We start from the raw sequence: 20,943 nt of genomic DNA, 5'->3' as shown, positions 1-20,943 counted from the left end.
GATGACTCCCTTGCCTGCACCGCTGCGCTGGCTGCATTCCCTTGAGTGGCGCCGTGGTTTTTTCGACTGGGCACGCAGTGATGGCGTGACCTGGGTGTATATCTTCAAAGTGCTGGTCGCTGCGTTCCTGACGCTGTGGCTGGCGATGCGCCTGGAACTGCCGCAACCGCGCACGGCGATGATCACCGTATTTATCGTGATGCAGCCCCAGAGCGGCCAGGTGTTCGCCAAGAGTTTCTATCGCTTCCTCGGGACCTTGGCAGGCTCGGCGGTGATGGTGCTGTTGATCGCTTTGTTTGCGCAGAACACCGAACTGTTCCTCGGTGCGCTGGCGATCTGGGTCGGCATTTGCACCGCTGGCGCCACGCGCAATCGTAACTTTCGCGCCTATGGGTTCGTGCTCGCCGGCTACACCGCGGCGATGGTCGGCCTGCCGGCCCTGGCCCACCCGGACGGCGCCTTCATGGCGGCGGTGTGGCGGGTGCTGGAAATCTCCCTGGGGATACTGTGCTCGACACTGGTCAGCGCCGCCATCCTGCCGCAGACCTCCAGCGCCGCCATGCGCAACGCGCTGTACCAGCGCTTCGGTGTGTTCGCGCTGTTTGTGACCGATGGCCTGCGCGGGCGCAGCCAACGCGAAGGTTTCGAGGCCAGCAACGTGCGCTTTATTGCCGAAGCCGTGGGGCTGGAAGGCCTGCGCAGCGTCACCGTGTTCGAAGACCCGCACATGCGTCGGCGTAACGGGCGGCTCAGTCGCCTTAACAGCGAATTCATGAGCATCACCACGCGCTTCAACGCCTTGCACCAATTGCTTGAACGCTTGCGCGCCGATGAGGCCGACCATGTAGTGGCAGCGATCAAGCCCGGCCTGCAAGACCTGGCCGAAGTGCTCGACGGCTTCTCTGGCCGCGCCCTCACCAGCTTGGATGCCGCGCGCCTGGTCAACCAACTGAGCGCCTACAAGGACGGCCTGCCCGCCAAGGTGCGCAGCCTGCGGGCGAGCTTCCAGGAAGACAACCCGACGGACGCCGAGCAGTTGGATTTCCACACTGCCTACGAGCTGCTGTACCGCTTCGTCGACGACCTGCACAACTACGCGCAAACCCACGCGTCCCTGGCCGAGCATCGCCATGCGCGGGAGGATTGGCACGAAGCCTACACGCCAAAGACCAACTGGTTGGCCTGTGCCGCTGCCGGTGTGCGCGCCTCGTTTATCCTGGTTGTGCTGGGCAGTTACTGGGTGGCCACGGCCTGGCCCAGCGGCGCCACCATGACCCTGATCGCGGCGGCCACGGTGGGCCTGTCTGCTGCCACGCCCAACCCCAAGCGCATGGCGTTCCAGATGGCCTGCGGCACCTTGATCGGCGCCTTGGTCGGCTTTGTCGAAATGTTCTTCGTGTTCCCCTGGATCGACGGTTTCCCGCTGCTGTGCGTGATGCTGGCGCCGGTGATCATCTTCGGTGCCTTCCTCTCCTCCCGCCCGCAATACGCCGGTGTGGGTGTGGGCCTGTTGATCTTCTTCAGCACCGGCTCGGTGCCCGACAACCTCACGGTCTATAACCCCTACACCTTTATCAACGACTACATCGCCATGGTCATCGGCATGCTGGTATGCGCGGCGGCGGGGGCGATCATTTTGCCGCCCAACAGCCGCTGGTTGTGGCGCCGCCTGGAGCAAGACCTGCGTGAGCAGGTGGTGTATGCCATCAGCGGCAAGCTCAAGGGCCTGGCGTCGAGCTTTGAAAGCCGCACCCGTGACCTGCTGCACCAAGCGTATGGCCTCGCGGCCGGCCAGCCGCAGGTGCAACGCGATTTGCTGCGCTGGATGTTCGTGGTGCTGGAGGTCGGCCACGCGATCATCGAACTGCGCAAGGAGCAGGCGATTTTGCCGGTGCACCCGGCGTATGCCGAGTCGCAGCCGTGGCGCCAGGCGATCCGCGTGATGGGACGCTCGCTGGTGCGGCTGTTCCTGCAACCCAGCGCCAGCAACCTGGAGCGCGGGTTGATTGCCGTCGACCATGCGATCAGCCGCGTGCAGGCCACCGACGAACCCTTCGCCCCGCACTTCGACACCTCGGCCCTGCGCCGGGTGAAGAGCTACCTGCACTTTATTCGCACCTCGTTGCTCGACCCGCAATCGCCTCTGGCCGCCCTCAAAGGAGCCCCGAATGCCTCGTGAAATTGCATTCCACGGCATCTATATGCCGACCATGACCCTGATGTTCTTGATCGCAGCGGGGCTGGCCTGGGCGGTTGACCGCTTCCTGGCCGGGTTCGACCTGTACCGTTTCTTCTGGCACCCGGCGCTGCTGCGCCTGAGCCTGTTCGCTTGCCTGTTCGGCGCCCTGGCGCTGAGCGTCTACCGTTGAGAATGCCCCGATGAAAAAGTTTTTCAGCCTGCTCGCCACCTTGCTGGTGCTGGCGTTGGCGATCTGGATTGGCCGCACGTTGTGGGTGCACTACATGCAAACGCCGTGGACCCGCGATGGTCGCGTGCGCGCCGACATTATCAATGTGGCGGCTGACGTTACCGGCGAAGTGGTGGACGTGCCGGTACGCGATAACCAGTTGGTGAAAAAAGGCGACCTGCTGATGCAGATCGACCCCGAGCACTACCGCATTGCCGTCAAGCAAGCGCAATCGCTGGTGGCCTCCCGCAAGGCCACTTGGGAAATGCGCAAGGTCAACGCGCACCGCCGCGCCGACCTGGACGCGCTAGTGATCTCCAGGGAAAACCGCGACGACGCCAGCAACATCGCCGACTCGGCCCTGGCCGATTATCAGCACGCCCTGGCGCAACTGGAGGCCGCTGAACTCAACTTGAAACGTACCCGTGTGCTGGCGGCGGTGGACGGCTACGTCACCAACCTCAACGTGCATCGTGGCGACTATGCGCGTATCGGCGAAGCGAAGATGGCTGTGGTGGATATGAACTCGTTCTGGGTCTATGGCTTCTTCGAAGAAACCAAACTGCCCCACGTGAAGGTGGGCGACAAAGCCGATATGCAGCTGATGAGCGGCGAGACCTTGAAGGGCCATGTGGAAAGCATCTCCCGTGGCATCTACGACCGCGACAACCCCGAGAGCCGTGAACTGATCGCCGATGTGAACCCGACCTTCAACTGGGTGCGCCTGGCTCAGCGCGTGCCGGTGCGGATTCACATTGATGAAGTGCCGGAAGGCGTGTTGTTGGCGGCAGGGATTACCTGCACCGTGATCGTCAACCCAACACAAAACTAAACTGTGGGGGGGCTTACCCGCTCCCACAGTTGACCGCGTCAGGCTTTGATAAAGGTTTCATGCAGGTGTCGCCACAGCAGCGCGCCACTGGCCTGTTTCTCGAACACCACCGTGGCGCGGCGGTCGGTCTGGGTGCCGCTGTCGTCAATCTGATGCTCGCGATACGTCACCGTGGCGCCGCGCGCATGGCGGTCGATGCCGGTCATTTCACTCAAGGTGATTTTCAACCCCGGACGCATCCCGCCCAGGCGCGTAAACAACGCATTGACCCCGGCCCTGTTGACCCGCGTACCGGTGGCGGGCGCGATCATGCTGAACTCGGGTGAGAAGCGCGCGAGCAGATTTTCCAGCGTGCCCTGAGGCGCAACCCCGGCAAACCATTGCTCGATCTCGACGTGGGTCTGGATCACTTCTTCGAAAAAATCGCTGTAGTCAATCATGCTTGGGCTCGCTGCAAGGGTGAAGCAGCGTGCGTACTCTGGAAGCATCCAGGCGCAACACTGCGAAAAGCGGCAACAGGGTCAGAGCTGCCGCCATCGTGAAGGTTATGGCGAAGGAATCCAAGGCCGACAGTATTGCACTGAGCACGGCGGCGCCGACGCAGAAGCTTACTTGACGGTTCATGTTCCACAACGCACTGGCGTGGCCCATGCGCTCGGCGGGAATATCCAGAAAGGCCAGAGTTTGCGCAGTGCTGCTGCACAGGCTGCCGCCCAGGCCCATCAAGACGTAGGCCGCAATAATCAGCGCGGGCTCGTTGAGCAACAGGATGCCAGCGCATTGCAGCGCCATGCCCGCCAGCAACAAGGGTTTGGGGCCGCAGCGATTGAAGAGTTTTTTGCTCAGGTAGATTGCCACTGCCGAGGCCAGCGCCCAGGGCAACATCAGCGCGCCGGTTTGGGTGGCGTCATAGCCCAAGCTGCGCACATAAAGGATGGCGATCAGACTGGTGCCGATAAACACCCCGGGTATGCACAGGTAGACGAGCATCGCCACGCGCAGCATCGGACTGGCAACCTGTTTGAAAATGCTGCTCAGGTCCAGAGGTGGGCGCACGCGGGTGGGCGCGTCGGGTTTTATCCACAACAAGGCCAGCAGCAGGGTCACCAAGGCCAGTGGCAAGTTGGCGTAGAAGATCCAGCGCCATGCCACAGTGTCGACAATCACCCCACCCAATGCTGGCGATAGTGCCGGCACCAGCAACGCCACCGACATCACCCGCGCCGTCAGTTGGCTGCGCTCGGCGGCGGGGAAGTGCCGGTAAGCCATGGCCTGGCCCACGGGAATCAGCAAACCGCCACCGAGCCCTTGCACTGCGCGCCAGCCTATCAACGCCTCAATGGAGCCGGCCTGGCCCACCATCACCGAGGCGCCGGCGAACAGCAGCAGGCTGGAAGCGATCAGGGTGCGCTCGCCCATGAGCGCCGCCAACCATACACTCAAGGGGATGATCACTGTCAGCCCGAGCATGTAGGCATTACTGATCCACGCCAACTGTGTGACCGAGGCGTGCAGCTCGCGGGCGATATCCGGGTAGGCGACGGTGGCAACAAACATGTTCACCAGGTCCAGGGCAAAACCCAATAAAAAGATCCAGGCGACTTTCGAGCGGTAGGTCATGAACGCGTTCCTGCAAGTGAAGCCGGCAGGGTAGGCCGCAAGCAGGGTTTGGGATACGCCGGTTTGCCTGCTAGTTTGTCAAAAATATTTTGACAAAGGAGGGCGTCCATCATGGTCAGCCTGGACCGTTTTGACACTTTCAAGGCTGTGGTCGAGGCCGGCTCGCTCACTGCTGCTGCGGACCTGCTGGGCCAGACTCGCGCCGTGGTCAGCTTCAACCTCAAGCGCCTGGAGGCGGAACTCGGCGTCACCCTGCTGACCCGCAACACCCGCCAACTGGCGCTCACCGATGCCGGCGAACGCTTTTACCTGCGCTGCACGCGCATGCTCGAAGAGGCCCGCCTGGCGGTAGAAGAAGCCCGCAGTGAGCATGCTCAGCTCAAGGGCACGCTGCGCATCACCACCACTGTCGAATATGCCCTGGCCGTCGTTGCCCCGGCGGTAGAAGCCTTTCGCCGCCTGCACCCGGACCTGAATATCCACTTATCCACATCCTCCACCCATGCCGACCTGATCTCCGAGCGTTTTGACGTGGCGATTCGCCTGGGGCGCCTGCTGGACTCCAATCATCGGGCGGTGCAGTTGTCGACGTTCGATGTGTTTGCTGTTGCGGCACCGCAGTTTGCCGGGCTTCAGACCCTGGAAGAGCTGGAGCAGATCCCCCGGTTGGGCCATGGCCGCTTGACCGAACTGAGCGTCACCGACCCGGCGGGCATTCAACATCAATACCGTGCCGGGCCTGCTGCGTTGGTGGCTGATAGTGCGGCAGTGCTCCAGGCATTTGCTGTGCGCGGCCACGGTGTGGCGATTCTGCCGCAATGGCTGGTGCAGGAAGACTTGGAGGCCGGACGGCTGGTGCGTGTGCTGGCGGATCATCGCTTCGCCCCCCAAGGGGTCTACGCGATGTACCCGGATACCCGGCACCTGCCGCTGAAGGTGCGGGCGTTTATTGATTTTATGAAGGGCTAGAGGCTGCCACTCAAACCAAAGCGCTTCTTCAACACCATCTCCAGCAACCCCTTTGGCAACAGTGCCGCCATCAATGGCAACGCGCGGCTGCCGTTGCCCGAACGCAACAGGCGTGGCGGTCGCACGTGCTGCACCGCCTTGAGCACGTCTGCAGCAAATTCACTGGCCGGGGTTGGCTTGTCCTGGGACGCTTGGCTGCGTGCCCGAATGCCCTCGCGCAACGGCCACCATGGTGACTGTTCGTGGATCAGCAATTCGGCTTGGGCGCCGGCATTCTTTGCAAAGCTTGTATTGATCGCACCAGGCTGCACTTCCATCACCTGCACGCCAAACGGTGCCAGCTCCATGCGCAGGGCGTCGCTTAACGCATGCACAGCGGCTTTGGACGCGCAGTAGGCGCCGGCAAACGGCGTCACCAATACGCCGGAAACGCTGCCGATATTCACCACCAGGCCCTTGTTGCGGCGCAGGGCGGGAAACAAGGCCTGGGTCACGCCGACGATGGAAAACACATTGGTTTCGAATTGGCGTTGCATCGCCTCGGTACCGCCGTCGAGCAATGGGCCCATGGCGCCGTAGCCAGCGTTGTTGATCAGCACATCCAACTCGCCCCACTGCTCGGACAAGCGTTGCAGGGCGGCGCTGTCGTTGACGTCCAGTTGTAGGGCATTAAAGCCTGCGGCGATAAGCGCGGCGACATCATCGGGTTGGCGGGCGCTGGCCCATACCTCGAAGCCTGCGGCTTTGAACGCCTCGGCAAGGGCGCGGCCGATGCCGCTGGAACAACCGGTGATCAGTACGTTGGGCATGCATCATTCCTTTGTCAGTCCGAGAAACTGCCTTGCAGGTGCTCGGCGCGAAATTCCAGGGTTTGTGGGCGATAGCCGGGACGCAGCGGCGGGGTGGGCAGGCAGTCATCCCAGGTGGCGCCCGCCTGCAACTCGCCGGGGCCGCGATAGCGTGGGGCGGCGTAGACATTGTCGGCCAGGTTGACCGTATCGCCCGGTGCATAGGCGGCGACGCGCCAGCGCAGTTCGGTCAGTGGCACGTCGTTGCCGTTGTTCAGGGTCAGTTTTAAAGGACGGTCGGCCGGGCATTCCTGTGGGGCGTAAGTAATGCGCAGCTCAAGGCGAGCCAATTGCGCGGCTTCGCGGTTGTCCAGCCATACCACCCAGACGGCGACGAAACCCAGGCCAACGGCAGCGGCCAACGATACCGGCAGCGCCTTGGCCGGGTAGCGCAGCAGCAGGATCAGCCAGGTGATGATCAGGAGAACGCCGAAGAACATGGAGACCACCTCGAATAGGGAACCAGCATCCTAACTTAAGCTTAGGTGGGATTGGTTACCTTGAGCATTGTGTTGGCCGGGCAGACGCCATCGCAGGCAAGCCAGCTCCCACATTCGACCGCATTCTAAAGTGGGCGCGCGGTCAACTGTGGGAGCTGGCTTGCCTGCGATGAGGCCTGTACAGTCACCACAAACCCCAAGAAAAAGCCCCCACCCAACCCACTGCGGATAGGGGACGCAATGGGCTGGGCGAGGGCTTCTTGTACGACTGTTTTACTGCGCGATAGTTTTCACCGATACACCACGTTCAACCGGTGTCGAGCGACCATAGATATCTTCGAAGCGCTCGATATCGTCTTCACCCAGATAGCTGCCCGATTGCACTTCGATGATCTCCAACGGGATCTTGCCCGGGTTGCGCAGGCGGTGCACCGAGGCGATCGGGATGTAGGTGGACTGGTTTTCGCAGAGCAGGAACACGTTGTCGTCACAGGTGACTTCGGCGGTGCCGCTGACCACGATCCAGTGTTCGGCGCGGTGGTGGTGCATCTGCAGCGACAGGCACGCGCCCGGCTTGACCGAGATGTGCTTGACCTGGAAACGCCCGCCCATGTCCACCGAGTCGTAGGAACCCCACGGACGATAGACTTCGCAGTGGTTCTGGGTCTCGCTGCGGCCTTGCTCGTTGAGGGTGTTGACCATCTGCTTGACGCCCTGGACCTTGTCCTTGTGGGCAATCATCATCGCGTCTTTGGTTTCCACCACCACGATGTTGTCCAGGCCGATCACCGACACGAGTTTGCCGTTGCCATGCACCATGCAGTTGCGGCTGTCCTGGATCACCACGTCGCCTTTGCTCACGTTGCCGTTGGCGTCTTTATCGTTGACCGCCCACAGCGAGGCCCAGCAACCCACATCGCTCCAGCCAGCGGCCAAGGGCACGACGCAGGCGCGTTGGGTTTTTTCCATCACGGCGTAGTCGATGGAATTGTCCGGGCAGCAGGCGAAGGTGGCGTCGTCGAAGGTCACGGTATCGGCGGTCTGCTCGCTGCGCTCCAGGGTCAGCACGCAGGTGTCGTAGATGTCCGGGTCATGCTTTTTCAGCTCTTCGAGGAAGCGGCTGGCACGGAACAGGAACATGCCGCTGTTCCAGAAGTAGCCACCGCTTTTGACGAACTCGACCGCACGTTTTTCATCGGGTTTTTCCACGAACTGTTGCACGCGGCTCACGCCTTCAGGCAGCAGCGAATCGTTGGTGGACTTGATGTAGCCGTAGCCGGTCTCCGGGCGGGTGGCCGGCACGCCGAACAGTACCATCTCGCCCCGCTCGGCGGCCACGGTGGCCAGGGCCAGTGCGCGTTGCAGGGCTTTCTGGTCGTCGATCACGTGGTCGGCGGGCAGTACCAGCATCAAATCGTCACGGCCTTCGTTGACCAGCATCATCGCGGTCAGGGCCACGGCCGGCGCAGTGTTGCGGCCGAAGGGTTCCATCAGGATGCGCTGGCAGTCGAGCTTGCGTGCGCTCAGTTGCTCGTTGACGATGAAACGGTGATCTTTGTTGCAGACCACGATGGGGGCGTCCATGCCTTCGAACACCAGGCGCTCCAGGGTTTGCTGGAACAAGGTGTGCTCGCCGGTCAGTGCCAGGAACTGCTTGGGGAATTGTTTACGCGAAAGCGGCCAAAGACGTGAGCCGCTACCACCGGAAAGGATTACTGGGATCATGGTGTTTCTCCTTGAATCGATATGGGTCAGAGCTACGAAGGTTTGTCGTTTCACTCTTGTTTTTGTCTCGGTCCTGAGTTGAGCCCCGGTCAGTGTGGGAGCTGGCTTGCCTGCGATGGCGCCTACAAGACCGCCATCGCAGGCAAGCCAGCTCCCACAAGGGGGCGTGTCAACTCAGGGAAATAATCAGCGGGTCGACACTGGGCGTTTCACCCACACTGGCGACAGGCTCGAACCTGAACCGGTGACGTACAACACCGCCGCTTCACCGCGTTCCAACGCAACCGGCTTCACATCGCCGACTTTCTTGTCACCGTCATACAGCGCCAGGCTTACCTTCACCGGGTTGATCTCACGCTCGCCACGGCCCTTGGCAGCCACCGACTTGACCACATCGGTCTTGCCGTCGGCGGTCTTCAAGGTCAGCGCCTTGTCGCTGAGGTTCTGCACGCGCACCAGGGATTTCTGCTTGTTCTTGAACGGTGGCTCTTCGATCAACTGCGGCTGGCCGCTGCCGCTGTTGACCAGGGTGTAGTAGTGGTCGGCGGCCAGCTTGACCGGCAGGGTCTGGCTGCCGACCTTGGCGCTGTAGTCACCGCCCGGCATGAAGCTGAAGTCGCTGCTGGCCAGTGGCGCAACGTCGCTGAGGTTGGTGCTGCCGACGGTGGCGCTGACTTCCTGGTTGCTGGCGTTGTAGATACGCACAAAGCTGGAGCCTTTTGGTGCAGTCGGGCCGTACAGGGCGGCGTCACCGGCAGCGAAGGCCGACAGGGATACGACGCTCAGGCCTGCTGCGATAGCCAGGGTTTTAGCGAGACGACGAGGAGTAGTAGTGAAAGTCATGTGAGTTACCTCTCTTTCAGTTTTGCGCCCGGTCGGGCGTCTCGGATTTAGGTGTGTTGATTGCCATGTTCTGTTGGCGCGAACCGGCTTGTTTAAGCTGCGCAACCCAGGCTGGGTCGGCATCACCGATTTCGTTGTTGATAGGCAGATAACGTTCAGGAAACTCCCAGATCAGCACCTGAGGCGGGCTGTTCTTGAAGTCGTCACTTTTGAGGTAGCTGAGCATCGGCAGGATCGGGCCGTGGCCGTCTTCGGCGTAGCTGACCACGTCGCTGTGCAAGGCTTGCTTGAGCGCACCCACGAAGTTCCAGTTGGGGTTGGCGCTGTAGCTGGTGCCCACCAGGGCCACCGGGGTTTCGCTGTCGCTGAACAGCGCGTCATCACCTTTCTCTTCGGCCAGGTGGGTGACGCGTTTTTCCAGCGGCTCTTTAGGTGGCATCAGGTTTTCGAACAGCGGGTCCAGGGGCAGGAACAAACGCAAGTCACCTTTATGTGGCTCGGTTTTTTCAGCCTCGGTGACAAAACGCTGCGGCTCGCCGCTCAGTGGGGTTTTGTCGGCAATCGCCTTGGCCAATTGCTTGGCGGCGACTTCGGCACCGTCCGGTGTCCAGTGAGTATCGGTGCGCAGGAACACTTGCTTGCCGGCGAGCTTGGCCTGTTGCAGCGGGCCGAGCAGATCTGGAGCTGGAATGTTGTCCGCCGCCACTCGGGCATGGAAGTCCTGGTACAGGTTGGCGTGCACGCTGGCCGGTTTGACTTCACCCAAATGCTCCGGATACAGGCGTACCTTGGCCGGCACGATCGCCATCACCAGTTGTATACCCTGGGCCTTGAGCTTCTGGCGCACGCCTTCGACCAGCGCGTAGTTGCCTTGCAGGTTCTGGTCTTCGTTGACGGCGGGGTTGAATTCCTCGTCGCTGTACAGCCAGTGATCGCGGCCCAGCACCACGCCAGGGCGGCCTTCATTGAACAGCTTGTAGTCCAGCGCCGCCCACAGGTTGGTGCCCAGGCGCTTGATCGGGAACTCGTCGTCATAGTGGGTCTCGACGGCTTTGGTCCAGCGACCGTTGAGCACGGTGGCATCGGCGTTGGTGCTGAAGCCAAAGAAGCTGCGCAGCGACCAGGCGCCAAGTGCCAGCAACAGCACCAGGAACAGGCTTATGTAGAGGACGCGTAATGAACGGGTCATGGTCGGCTCCCTCAGAATTGGAAGTAAAGGAACGGCGAGAAACTCTGCGCCGACAGTTTCAGGATCGACGCCACGAACAGCAGCAGCACCGCCGCGCGCATGGCGTAGCGTGGCCAGTCAGCGGTCCAGTAGGCCGGTTGCACGGCAGCGTCACGGCCCACGCTGAAACCGGGCTCGTGGATGCTGCCAGGGTTGTCGCCGGGTACGGCCTTGATCAGGCTCGGGTCGGCTGGCTTGGCCTTGTCGGCCGGGCGGTTGGTGTAGAAGTCGCGCAGACCGAAAAACGCCAGGGTTGCATAGGCCACCACCAGGGTTGCCACTTGCAGGCCGGTAAGGTTGGCGCGGTTGAGTTCCGACAGTGACCACTCGCCAAAGCTGAACATCGCACCGTACATACGCCCGGCAACGTGCAGGTTTTCGGCGCGGAAAATCACCCAGCCCATTACCACCAGCAGGAAGGTGAAGGCCCAGCGCAGCACATTGAAACTGCGCGGTGCGGTGTTCAGCCCGATGGCTTTTTCAATCGCCAGCCACATGCCGTGCCAGGCGCCCCACACGATGTAGGTGATGTTCGCGCCGTGCCACAGGCCACCGAGCAGCATGGTCAGGAACAGGTTGCGGTAAGTGGTCAGGGTGCCTTTGCGGTTGCCGCCCAGGGTGATGTACAAGTAGTCACGCAGCCAGGTGGACAGGCTGATGTGCCAGCGCCGCCAGAACTCGGTGATCGACTGGCTGATGTAGGGCTGCTTGAAGTTTTCCATGAAGCGAAAACCCATCATCAAGCCCAATCCAATGGCCATGTCGCTGTAGCCGGAGAAGTCGAAGTACAGCTGCGCGGTATAGGCCAGCGCGCCGAGCCAGGCATCGCCTGTGGTGGGGTTTTGCAGGGCGAAGCAATGGTCGGCCACCACCGCGAGGGTGTCAGCAATAAAGACCTTCTTGATGAAACCCTGCATGAACCGCGTGCAGCCCTCGGAGAATTTATCCAGGGTGTGGGTGCGGTTGTTGAACTGGTCGGCCAGGTCGCGAAAGCGCAGCACGGGACCGGCGATCAGGTGCGGGAAAATCGCCACGAACGCCGCAAAGTCGATGAGGTTGCGGGTCGCCGGGGTGTCGCCACGGTACACGTCGATGATGTAGCTGATGGACTCGAAGATGTAGAACGAGATCCCGATCGGCAACAGCACGTGAGTGAGGATGAACGGCTCCAGGCCTGCCGACTTCATCATTACATTGATGCTGTCGACGCCGAAGTTGGCGTACTTGAAGTAGCCGAGGATGCACAGGTCGACCGCCACCCCGAGCAACAGCCAGCGCTGCGCTGGCTTGGTGCGTACACCGGCGGCACCGACCTTGAGGCCGATCCAGTAATTCCACAGGGTCACTGCGGCGAACAGCGCCAGGAAGTCCACTCGCCACCAGGCGTAGAACACGTAGCTGGCAATCAGCAGCAGCAGATTGCGATAGCGTTGCCCGCTCAAATAGTACAAGCCGAGAAAGATCGGCAAGAACAGAAACAGGAACACATTGGACGAGAAAACCATCCCGATCTCTCCATGTTTAACCAATAGTCAAGGGCCAGAGCCCCCCCAAACCCCCCCACGATGTCGGGGGAGGCTGTGATCGTTCCCACCCTCTGCGTGGGAATGCCTCTTGTGGCGCTCTGCGCCACGCTTTGGGACGCACAGCGTCCCGTGCTGCATTCCCACGCAGAGCGTGGGAACGATCAGCGACTAGCTGCCTTTGTTGCCTTTTTCATGCGCCGGGTCGTAGACCTTGGTCAGGTCACCGCCCAGGCGGAAGGTCTTGAACGGTTGCATGCCATGCTTGCGTTCGATCACATCCGGTGCGCAGGTGTAGAGGGTGCAGAAGGGCTCAAGCCAGGCAAATTTCATGTCTTCCTTGAGGTCCTTCATGTCCTGCTCTTTGCCGTTCTTCTGCTCGAAGATGTCCGGGTCTTTCACCCCGGCCAACACCTTGTCGCCCAGGCGCTTGAGCGCGCTGTTGTTTTCCTGGCGCAGGTCCACGCCGTTGACCAGCGCAAAACTGGCGATCATCGACAGCGGCGGCAGCGCGTAGTTGTGGTACGACAGGGCGCGTTGCTGGCGCTTCAATTCGTTCGGCAAGAAACCCTGGTCATCGACCTGGTTCACGCCGACCTTGTATTCCTTCACCGCCCAGTCAAACAGGTCGCGGCGGTTGGTAGCGATGGACGTTGCCATCACCGACCAGGCGGCCCAGTACGAGTGGTTGTTAGTTTTTTCCAGGGGCAGGTTGTCCCAGTCGCTCACCACCTGGTCGGCCAACTTGTTGAACCAGGCTTCGATCTGCTGGGCTTCCTGCGGGTGCTTGGCCAGTGGCTGCGACTCGGAGAACTTCAGGCGCACATAGGCCGAGGCCATGCTGCCCAGCGCCCATTTGCGCATGGACTTGCCGGTGTGATTGAGGTCCTTGGACATCAACGCATCGGCCTTGGCCCATGACACCAGCCAGTTCAGGGTGCATTCGAGCTGCTGTGGACGGCCGTCGCGCATGAACTGCATCACCCGTTTGCTGGTGTCTTTTTCCAGCTTGGTGATGTCGGCGGTGCTGTCGCGAAAGGCTTTTTCCGACTGCACATTCAGGGTCGAACGGGCCTTGTCGGAACCTTCGTACTTACTGCGAAACTGCAACGGCCCGGTGTAGGGCGTTGGCATGCTGTCGCAATCATTCTTGAAGTCGCCGGTCTTGAACGCTTCGATCGGTGCGAAATAGCCCTGGGGTGGACGCAGTGGCGCCGCTGCATTGACGGAACCTGCGAACATGGCCAGGCCCAGCAGGCCAGGGAGCAATAACTTTTGCATAAGTAACCTCACTTCCCGAGTTGGGCGGTCTGCTGACCACCGCTTGGGAATACGTTGCGTGTGCAAATTTTCGCTTCAACCTTCTGCGCCGCAGCGCCCGCTTCGGGGCCCTGCACTTCCACGGCCAGCAAGTTCTGCGAGGCCCAGTCTTCATCGGTGCGCAGTTCAAAGGCGAAACGCCCGTCTGTATCGGATGTTTCGGGTTTCTCGATCTTGATGTCCTCGTGGCGCCCGTTCATGTACCAGAGGGTGGCTTGCAAGGTTTTCACCGACGGATCGGCGAAGCGGATATCGACCTGATGGTTGGCGTTGCGCAGGTCTTTGTTCGCGCTGTTGACCATCAGTTCGTTTTTGCCCGGTTTGAGCGTGGTGCTGGCCGACATCTGCGCGGTCTTGCCTTCGCAACCGTTGTCCAGCAGCGCCATCATCTGGCGGTAGATGGTTTCCTGGTCGAGACGGTACAGCGGCGAGAATTCCCAGATCAGGATCTTCGGTGGGCTCTTCTGGAATTCATCGCTGCCCAGGTACTGCAGCATCGAGCCTTCCAGGCCACCGCCGGGGAAGGCGACGTTGAGGATGTCGGCCCCGATTTCCTCTTCCAGGAAACCGGCGAAGTTGTAGTTCTTGCCACTGTGGCTGGTGCCCACCAGCGTGATCTGCGGGTTGCCCGAATCGCCGAACAGGTCGCCGTCACCGGCTTCGCCCTTGGGCTCGGTGGTGAACTGGTCCATGTACTGGATCGCATAGCTGGTGCCACACAGTTGCCCGGCCATGTTGTGCAGGGTGCCGGTCTTGCCCATGCGGCCCGAGCGCTTGGTCTCGAACTCACGCTTGGGAATCTCGGCATATTCCGGCATTTGCTTGACCTTGGCCGCGACGATTTTCGCGGTGCGCTGGGCGCCGTACGGAGTCCAATGCTGGTCGCCACGGAAATAGAAATCGTGGGCTGGCAATTCATCCGGCAGTTGTTCGTTGGTCAGCGGCGACAGGTCTGGTACCACGTAGCCCATCTTGGCGAAGCGGCCGAGCATGCTCTTGTAGTTGCCTAGGGCTTTGTCGAAATCGAACGAGGCTTTCTCCGCGGGGTTGAGCTTGTTGCGGTTCACCAGGCCACGGGTTGGCTGGTAGACCACCACCAGTTCCACGCCCTTGCTCTTGAACGCATCGTGCAGCTGCTGCATGCGCTTGTAGCCGGCCGGGGTGGTGTCGAACTCGGTGCGCAGGTCTTCCTGGGTACGGAACAGCCAGTCGCCCTGGGCTTGCACCAGGGTGGTGAAGTTCTGCTGGTAGCGCGTGGTGTAGTTTTTCGCGTCATGGGCGGCCGGGCACAGGCTGCAGCAGGGTTCAGCGGTGAAGGTAGGAGCTTTGACTTCATCGGCGCGTACGCCCTGGCTGGCCGCCAGCAGGCCGAGGGTCAGACCCGAGAGGCTCAGCAGTTTGATCATGTGTGGGTGCATAAGGGTCATCCTCAGTCCTGCAATTCGGTCTGGCGTTCGACGGGGTCGATCAGCACGGCTTTCTGCTGGCGCACCAGCAGGTCGAGAATTTCTTCCTGGCGGTCGCCCAGGATGCCGGAGAAGCTGATGCCGCTGGATTTGGTCGGCGCCAGCATCGACACGCGATACAGCTCGATACTCAACGGCGAGTCGATGGACAGCGGCCCGCTGCCGTTACCCGCCAGTTCACCGCCGACCACGATCAGCGACACCTTGGCGTCAAACGGGTCGAGGGCGATGTCGCGGTCGGTGTCGGTCAAGTCCTTGATGTGGCCGTACACGCCGGTCAGCCCGTTGGCCATCGAGGTGTTTTCGTAGAGCTTGATGTTCACGCTGTTACGCACGCGGATCCCGTGGCGACGGTTGCTGATCACCTTGTTGCCCCACAGCAGGTTGTCGCCGCTCTCATAGAGGGTGATGCCGTCGGTGTGGTTGCGGTAGATCTCGTTGTCGGCGATCAGGTTGTTCACGCTGTTACGGTCGATCACCAGGCCCGAAAGCTTGTTGTCATAGCTGCGGTTGTTGAAGATAAAGCTGTCGTTCACTTCCCGGGAAATGATGATGCCGTGCTTCTTCTTGGTGCCGTACACGGTGTTGTCCGCGATGATCAGGCCGTGAGAACGGTCATGGGGGTCAATGCCGTAGACGATGTTGTCTTTGTAGGTATTGCCCTTGATCACAAAGCCCGTGGTCTCGTAGCAGTAGAAGCCGTACCACATGTCCGAGAACTCGGAGTCGATGATCCAACCGGTCGGCTCGGGGCGCTTGAGCACCTTGGCCATGTTCGGCGTGTACTGGGAAATACTCACCCCGTACGACTTACTGTTGGCGTAGCCGAAGCTGGCCATCTTGGTTTTTGAGATGTAGGTCTCGGTGCCGCCCCAGGCCAGCAGGAACGGGCGGAATTCCTTGGCCGACTTGAACAGCGCCGGACCGTTGGTTTTTTCATCCCAGCCGGTGACCTTGGTGTCACGCACGAACAGCTGGCCGTCGTTGATCAAAAACGCGCCGGCTTGTTGGGACAGGCGCAGTTCCTGGGTGTTCTTGTCGATATCGAGGATGCCTTTACGGCCCACCACGATCGGCAACTTGGCCAGGAACACACCCGGCGACGTTTCGCTGAAGTACTGCTTGGGCACTTTGCCCAGCAGGTCCTTGAGGTTCATGTAGCCGTCATCGACGAAGATCGCCTGGGGAATACCATGCTGGCGCACCACCCATTCGGCCATCTTGTTATCGCCGCCGATAAAGTCCTTGAGCGCGTCTTCTTGCATCATGCGGCGGATGCTGATTTTGCCCGCCTTGGTCTTGACGATTTTCTTTTCCATCGCCTGCGCGGTGTAGCCCGACAGGTCGGGCAGCGCCGGCTTGGCCATTTCCAGCGGCGCGGTAGGCGGGCTGGAGATGGTGTAGGTTTTGGCCTGTTGCAGTTCCTTGGCGATGATCGGCGCCTTGGCCGCCGTATCGGCAAACGCTGTGGCGCTGGCCATCAGCATTGCCGCGACGAGTAGGCTTTGAGCATTCATGGCGCAGGCTCCCATCAGAATTTCCAGACCACGTCGACAAACGCGCGGTGCATGTAGGAGTCGACCTGGCTGCCATAGGCATCGCCGGGCTTGAACACGCCGGCACGCAAACGCACCAGGGCTGAAGGCTCGTCGATCGACTGGCTCAGCGCCGCTGGCAGCAAGCCTTTCTTGAAGTACTTGGTGACCACCAGGTCCATTTCTTGGCCGAGGTCTTTCTTGCCGTCTTCCAACGGCAGGGAGGTGCTGGAGAGGATCGCGCCGGTGACGTCATCGGTGTTGTTCTGCACCGCGTCGATGCCGTTGCTGCCCACCGGCTTGTTGCCGTCCACGCGCCAGAACTTGTGGTACACCAGGCTGGCGTCGTAGTCCTCGCGCAGTTGCCAGGAACCGAACAGGCTCATGGACTGCATGTTGTTCATTTCGCCGCGAAACGCTTCACCAAAGCGATGCACACGGGACTGGGTGCCGGTCCAATTCGAACGGTTGCTTTGCAGGCCGTTCTGTTCGTACTCGGCACTGGCGCGCGAGTACGCGGCACCCACTTGCCACTGCGGATCCAGGCGCAGGCGCACGCCGATATCGGTGGCCCAGCCGCTGACGTCATCGCTGCGTTTGGCGGAGGTGGGGCGGCTGCCGTCGGCGTTCAAGGCGTTGACCTTGTCGCGGTCGCCTTTCATGCCGGTGATGCTCGCCCAGTAGTTGACGGTGTTGGTGTTGCGCCAGTTGTAGGCGTCGCTATTGGCTTCGATGCCCAGCCAGGTGAGGTCGCCGTTTTCGCGCTTGTCCAGCGGGTCGCTGGCCACACCCGGTTCGGCGTAGTCGAGCTTGCCGTCGTCGTGGGTGTGGTGGCCGCGCAGGCCGATCCACTGGCCCGGTGTCCACTGGTAGGCGGCGTCGGCGTAGAAGTGCTGGCGGTCCTTGTCGACCGGCGACAATTCCTTAAGGTCGGTGCGGTATTCGCTGAAGCGTTCGGCGGCGCCGACATTGGCCTTGAGCAAGGTGGTGTCGAAGGTCCAGTTCAACGCTTCGATGTTGGTGTCGCGCCACTGGCCGTCGTCATTGCGCAGGCGCTGGCGGCCGAACTTGAGGATCTCGCCGGGGTAGGGCGTGAAGCCGCTGTAGCCGACCCAGAACTCACGCAGGGCCAGGTAGTTTTTCTTGGCCTTGCGGTCGTCGTTGCTCGACTGCTGCTCGGTGGTGTCATCGGCCGACTGTTGCAGGGTGTCGGTCTCGATGATGTCGCTGGACACCACTGCCTGGCCCATGGCGTAGGCGCTCCACGCGCCGCTTTCGCCGTAGATCCAGGGGCGCAGGTCGAGGCCGATGCCGTTGACGTCGCCGCCTTTCTGGGTGCCGAGGTCGCGGTCATCTTCAGACTGCGCGGTGGCTTTGACTTCCAGGCCGAAGTTCTTCGCTTCGGTGAGCGCGGCCAGGGTCGGGCACGACCACAGCAGGGCGAAGGACAGGCCGATACCGGCCTTGACGAATGGGTTGAGCTTCATAGGGATTCCTCGCCGTCTTCTTCTTGCAGGGCGTGCAGTTGCAGCGTGCTTTGGGCCAGGGTGCCGCGGGCGGCCAGTTCCTGTTGCACCAGGCGTTGGCCTTCGGCGCGTTGCGCAGGCGTCAGCGGCGCTTCGAGCTGGGTGGCCAGGTCATTGGCTTCTGGCGTGTCCTGGGCCTTGGCCAACTGGCTGAAGACATAGGCGTTCAATGGGTCGGGCTTGGTGCCCTTGCCTTGGGAAAACAGTTGGGCAATGGCGAAGTCGGCGCTGTTCTGGCCGTTGCGCGCTGCGGTCAGCAGGTGGTCCAGGGCTTTTTGCGGGTAAACCTTGCCCAGGTAGCCACGGCGGTAGATCTGGCCGAGGTAGTAATCGGCGGCCACTTCACGGCCCACGGCTTTTTCGAAATGCGCCTCGGCGGCCTTGGCATCGGCGGGCACCCACTTACCTTCGTAGTAGAGCTTGCCCAGCAGCAATTCGGCGCGTGGCTGGTCGGCGGCGCGGCCGTTGTCCAAGTACTTCATCATCTGCTCGACATCGCCCAGTTCGGGGAAGTCGTAGAGCAGTTGCGCCAGGCTGACCCAGGACGCCGGGTAGCCGGGGGCGATTTTTTCCAGCAACGCCTGGGCGGTTTTCTCGTCCGGGGTACCGAGGGTGGCATCGCCGAGTACGCGGGCGACGCTGTCGACGCGCTGGGCGGTGACGGTGCCACGGCTTACGCCTGCTTCCATTTGCTTGAGCAGTTCGGCCTGTTGTTCCGGCTGCTGTTTTTTCTGATAGACCGTGGCCAGTTCGACGTAGCAGATATCGGTGGTGTTCAGCGCGGCTTTGCAGATGCGCTCCACATCATCCAGATGCTGGTCGTAGGTACCCTGGGTGCGATACAGCAGCACCTGGGCCAGGCCGGCCTCCGGGTAACCCGCCGCCTGCCATTGGCTGATCTGCTGTTGGGCATTCACATTGGGGAAGCTGTGGGGGTATTGCAGGTACAGCATCGCCAGCGGGATCAAGGTGTTGCCTTCGCCATTGGCAAAGGCTTTTTTCAGCAAGCTTTCGGCTTCATGGTGCTCGGCCTCAGTGGCGCCCGGCTTGGCCGCCAACAGGCGACCCAGGCGTGCCTGGGCGCGGGGCGAGGTGTCTGCGGCCGCACGGTAGGTGGCTTCGGCCTGCTTGATTTGCGCTGGGTCGCGGGTGCCGACCTGGATATCGGCCAGGCCCACCTGGGCCTCGCTGTAGCCCAGTTCCGCCAGTTGCTGGTAATTCTGCTGGGCGGTGACGGTGTCGCCGCGTTTCAGCGCTTTATTGGCCAGGCGCTGGTCGGGCAGGCCGGCGCAACCGGCCAGGCTTACGGCCAGTGCCAGCGCGCAGTACGCAGAGGCCAGGTGAAATTTGCTCTGTGTGGGAGCTGGCTTGCCTGCGATGGCATCGCTGCGGTGCAACTGATGCACCGAGTCGCCTGCATCGCGGGCAAGCCCGGCTCCCACAGAGGTCAGCGGTGTTGTTGGAATAGAGTTCACAGGCATGTCCTCGCTTACAGACCGTGAGCCATGGCTTTGTCGATCAGCCAGTTCAGCGATGGGCCACGGTCGCTGGTGACTTCCACCGGGCGGCCGGCGTAGGTGCTGTCCAGCGGTGCGTCGGGCTTGATCTGCACACGGATGTCAGAGGACAGGTCGGCGCTGTTCAGGCTGGTGCTGCTGACGATGGTGCCGGTGCGAACCTGTTCTTCGTCGGCGACCTGGAAGCTCACCGGGGTACCTGGGCGCACATCACCGAACTGGCGATAGCTGAAGCGCGCTTCCACATTGGCCTGGCTGCCGCGTGGCACCAGTTGGAAGATCACATCGCCCTTGCTGGCGTACTGGCCGTCGGCGACCAGTTGCTGGGCGACCACGCAGTCGCACGGCGAAGTCAGGGTGCCGGTCATTTGCTTGCCGAACAGCTCTTCAACCTTGGCCGGTTGCAGTTGGTCTTCGTCCAGGTGGCCCTTGAGTACGTCGAGCATACTGGTGCTGAACGTCGCCAGTGGCGCGCCCTTGGCCGCAACCGAATCACCTTTGAGCAGGCTCTGCACGGTGCCGTCACGGGGCATGGTCACGTTCATGCCCGGTACGCTGACGAGGCCGGCCTGGGCGTGGCTGACGAAGTACATGCCGTAGAGCGACTTGACCACAAAACCGAAGGCCGCCAGGCCGACCAAAAAGATCGCCAGGCTGAATGTCACGGCGCGCAGGCGACCGAACGCAGTCATGCCGCTGCCGCCGTCCTTGACCTTGCGTGCCTTGGTGAAGTTGTCGCGTTGCAGGGTCGCGAGTACGTCGCCCATGGTCACGATGTCGCCGGACAGGTGCGAAGTGATCAGGTGACGCAGGGTAGAAATATCCTGGGCATCGAGGTTCTGGAACTGGCAGCCGGTGCGGCCGGTCTGGCGGTCGTAGGAGCGGATCTGCAGCTCCACGTCCATGGCCAGGCCGAGGTTGTCGATCACGAACTGCAGGCGGCCCTTGTGCACTTGGCCGATGGTGAGCGGCTGGGTGGCGGTGAAGGCCAGGCCGCCGGCGGACAGGTCGATAACCTTTGCTTCGGTCGGCGTGCGGTCACTGTTGAAGAAGCGCAGCTTGGCCGGGATTTTCACCCGGGCGTGTTGGCGCTGGGCTTCGGATTCGTGGACAACGTTGGCGTTTACTTGGCTGTTCATAGTA

18 protein-coding genes are annotated in these 20,943 nt (G+C 61.6%); 4 read left to right on the top strand and 14 right to left on the bottom strand.

The window, feature by feature from the left end; all coding sequences use genetic code 11:
- The first annotated feature begins 1 nt into the window (after window position 1).
- Genes AC4PS6_RS26855 through AC4PS6_RS26845 form a run of 3 tightly spaced genes read left to right on the top strand, consistent with a single transcriptional unit; the run spans window position 2 to window position 3,240 of the window.
- Window positions 2–2,179: an FUSC family protein gene (locus AC4PS6_RS26855; protein WP_014716992.1), complete on the top strand. Its 2,178-nt coding sequence runs from the start codon at window positions 2–4 to the stop codon at window positions 2,177–2,179.
- Window positions 2,169–2,369 (top strand): DUF1656 domain-containing protein, encoded by a 201-nt coding sequence (locus tag AC4PS6_RS26850; RefSeq protein ID WP_003188711.1) that lies wholly within the window; start codon window positions 2,169–2,171, stop codon window positions 2,367–2,369. The genes AC4PS6_RS26855 and AC4PS6_RS26850 overlap by 11 nt, the downstream gene beginning before the upstream one ends.
- A 10-nt stretch (window positions 2,370–2,379) precedes the next feature.
- Complete coding sequence (locus AC4PS6_RS26845; RefSeq protein ID WP_020301246.1) at window positions 2,380–3,240, top strand: efflux RND transporter periplasmic adaptor subunit; 861 nt, start codon at window positions 2,380–2,382, stop codon at window positions 3,238–3,240.
- A gap of 38 nt (window positions 3,241–3,278) precedes the next feature.
- Here the strand turns inward: AC4PS6_RS26845 and AC4PS6_RS26840 are convergent, their stop codons facing one another.
- Window positions 3,279–3,680 (bottom strand): nuclear transport factor 2 family protein, encoded by a 402-nt coding sequence (locus tag AC4PS6_RS26840; protein WP_014716994.1) that lies wholly within the window; start codon window positions 3,678–3,680, stop codon window positions 3,279–3,281.
- Window positions 3,673–4,860 carry an MFS transporter gene (locus AC4PS6_RS26835; protein WP_020301245.1) on the bottom strand — a complete coding sequence of 396 codons (1,188 nt, stop codon included), beginning with the start codon at window positions 4,858–4,860 and terminating at the stop codon, window positions 3,673–3,675. Before AC4PS6_RS26835 ends, AC4PS6_RS26840 begins: the two co-directional genes overlap by 8 nt.
- Window positions 4,861–4,971: 111 nt before the next feature.
- Between AC4PS6_RS26835 and AC4PS6_RS26830 the strand changes: the two genes are divergently transcribed.
- Window positions 4,972–5,829, top strand: coding sequence for a LysR family transcriptional regulator (locus AC4PS6_RS26830; protein ID WP_014716996.1), 858 nt, complete (start codon window positions 4,972–4,974; stop codon window positions 5,827–5,829).
- Here AC4PS6_RS26830 and AC4PS6_RS26825 read toward each other — a convergent pair.
- From AC4PS6_RS26825 to AC4PS6_RS26770, 12 genes are all read right to left on the bottom strand, one after another.
- Entirely contained in the window at window positions 5,826–6,638 is an 813-nt protein-coding gene (locus AC4PS6_RS26825) for an SDR family oxidoreductase (RefSeq protein WP_336827000.1), read from the bottom strand. The two genes, AC4PS6_RS26830 and AC4PS6_RS26825, sit on opposite strands and share 4 nt — an antisense overlap.
- A 14-nt stretch (window positions 6,639–6,652) precedes the next feature.
- A complete protein-coding gene (locus tag AC4PS6_RS26820; RefSeq protein ID WP_014716998.1) occupies window positions 6,653–7,117 on the bottom strand; it encodes a hypothetical protein in 465 nt (154 codons plus the stop codon).
- A 273-nt stretch (window positions 7,118–7,390) separates the two neighbouring features.
- Entirely contained in the window at window positions 7,391–8,842 is a 1,452-nt protein-coding gene (locus tag AC4PS6_RS26815; RefSeq protein WP_032903349.1) for a mannose-1-phosphate guanylyltransferase/mannose-6-phosphate isomerase, read from the bottom strand.
- Window positions 8,843–9,028: 186 nt separating this feature from the next.
- The gene (locus AC4PS6_RS26810) at window positions 9,029–9,685 is read right to left on the bottom strand and encodes an alginate O-acetyltransferase AlgF (RefSeq protein ID WP_014717000.1); all 657 of its coding nucleotides are present in this window, start codon (window positions 9,683–9,685) and stop codon (window positions 9,029–9,031) included.
- 16 nt (window positions 9,686–9,701) lie between these two features.
- Entirely contained in the window at window positions 9,702–10,874 is a 1,173-nt protein-coding gene (locus AC4PS6_RS26805) for an alginate O-acetyltransferase (protein WP_014717001.1), read from the bottom strand.
- A gap of 11 nt (window positions 10,875–10,885) precedes the next feature.
- Window positions 10,886–12,418 (bottom strand): MBOAT family O-acyltransferase, encoded by a 1,533-nt coding sequence (locus tag AC4PS6_RS26800; protein WP_014717002.1) that lies wholly within the window; start codon window positions 12,416–12,418, stop codon window positions 10,886–10,888.
- Window positions 12,419–12,607: 189 nt separating this feature from the next.
- Entirely contained in the window at window positions 12,608–13,717 is a 1,110-nt protein-coding gene (locus AC4PS6_RS26795; protein ID WP_492181064.1) for a mannuronate-specific alginate lyase, read from the bottom strand.
- 8 nt (window positions 13,718–13,725) lie between these two features.
- Complete coding sequence (locus AC4PS6_RS26790; protein WP_336826999.1) at window positions 13,726–15,174, bottom strand: alginate O-acetyltransferase; 1,449 nt, start codon at window positions 15,172–15,174, stop codon at window positions 13,726–13,728.
- A gap of 11 nt (window positions 15,175–15,185) precedes the next feature.
- Window positions 15,186–16,754: a mannuronan 5-epimerase AlgG gene (gene algG / locus AC4PS6_RS26785; protein WP_014717005.1), complete on the bottom strand. Its 1,569-nt coding sequence runs from the start codon at window positions 16,752–16,754 to the stop codon at window positions 15,186–15,188.
- Entirely contained in the window at window positions 16,754–18,244 is a 1,491-nt protein-coding gene (locus AC4PS6_RS26780) for an alginate export family protein (protein WP_014717006.1), read from the bottom strand. Before AC4PS6_RS26780 ends, algG begins: the two co-directional genes overlap by 1 nt.
- The gene (gene algK / locus AC4PS6_RS26775; RefSeq protein WP_336827022.1) at window positions 18,241–19,689 is read right to left on the bottom strand and encodes an alginate biosynthesis TPR repeat lipoprotein AlgK; all 1,449 of its coding nucleotides are present in this window, start codon (window positions 19,687–19,689) and stop codon (window positions 18,241–18,243) included. The genes AC4PS6_RS26780 and algK overlap by 4 nt, the downstream gene beginning before the upstream one ends.
- Window positions 19,690–19,772: 83 nt before the next feature.
- Entirely contained in the window at window positions 19,773–20,939 is a 1,167-nt protein-coding gene (locus AC4PS6_RS26770) for an alginate biosynthesis protein Alg44 (RefSeq protein ID WP_014717008.1), read from the bottom strand.
- Window positions 20,940–20,943 lie beyond the last annotated feature (4 nt).

The sequence above is a fragment of the Pseudomonas sp. DW-iso17 genome (assembly GCF_058725345.1).
This window is presented reverse-complemented; position numbering and strand designations above follow the sequence as displayed.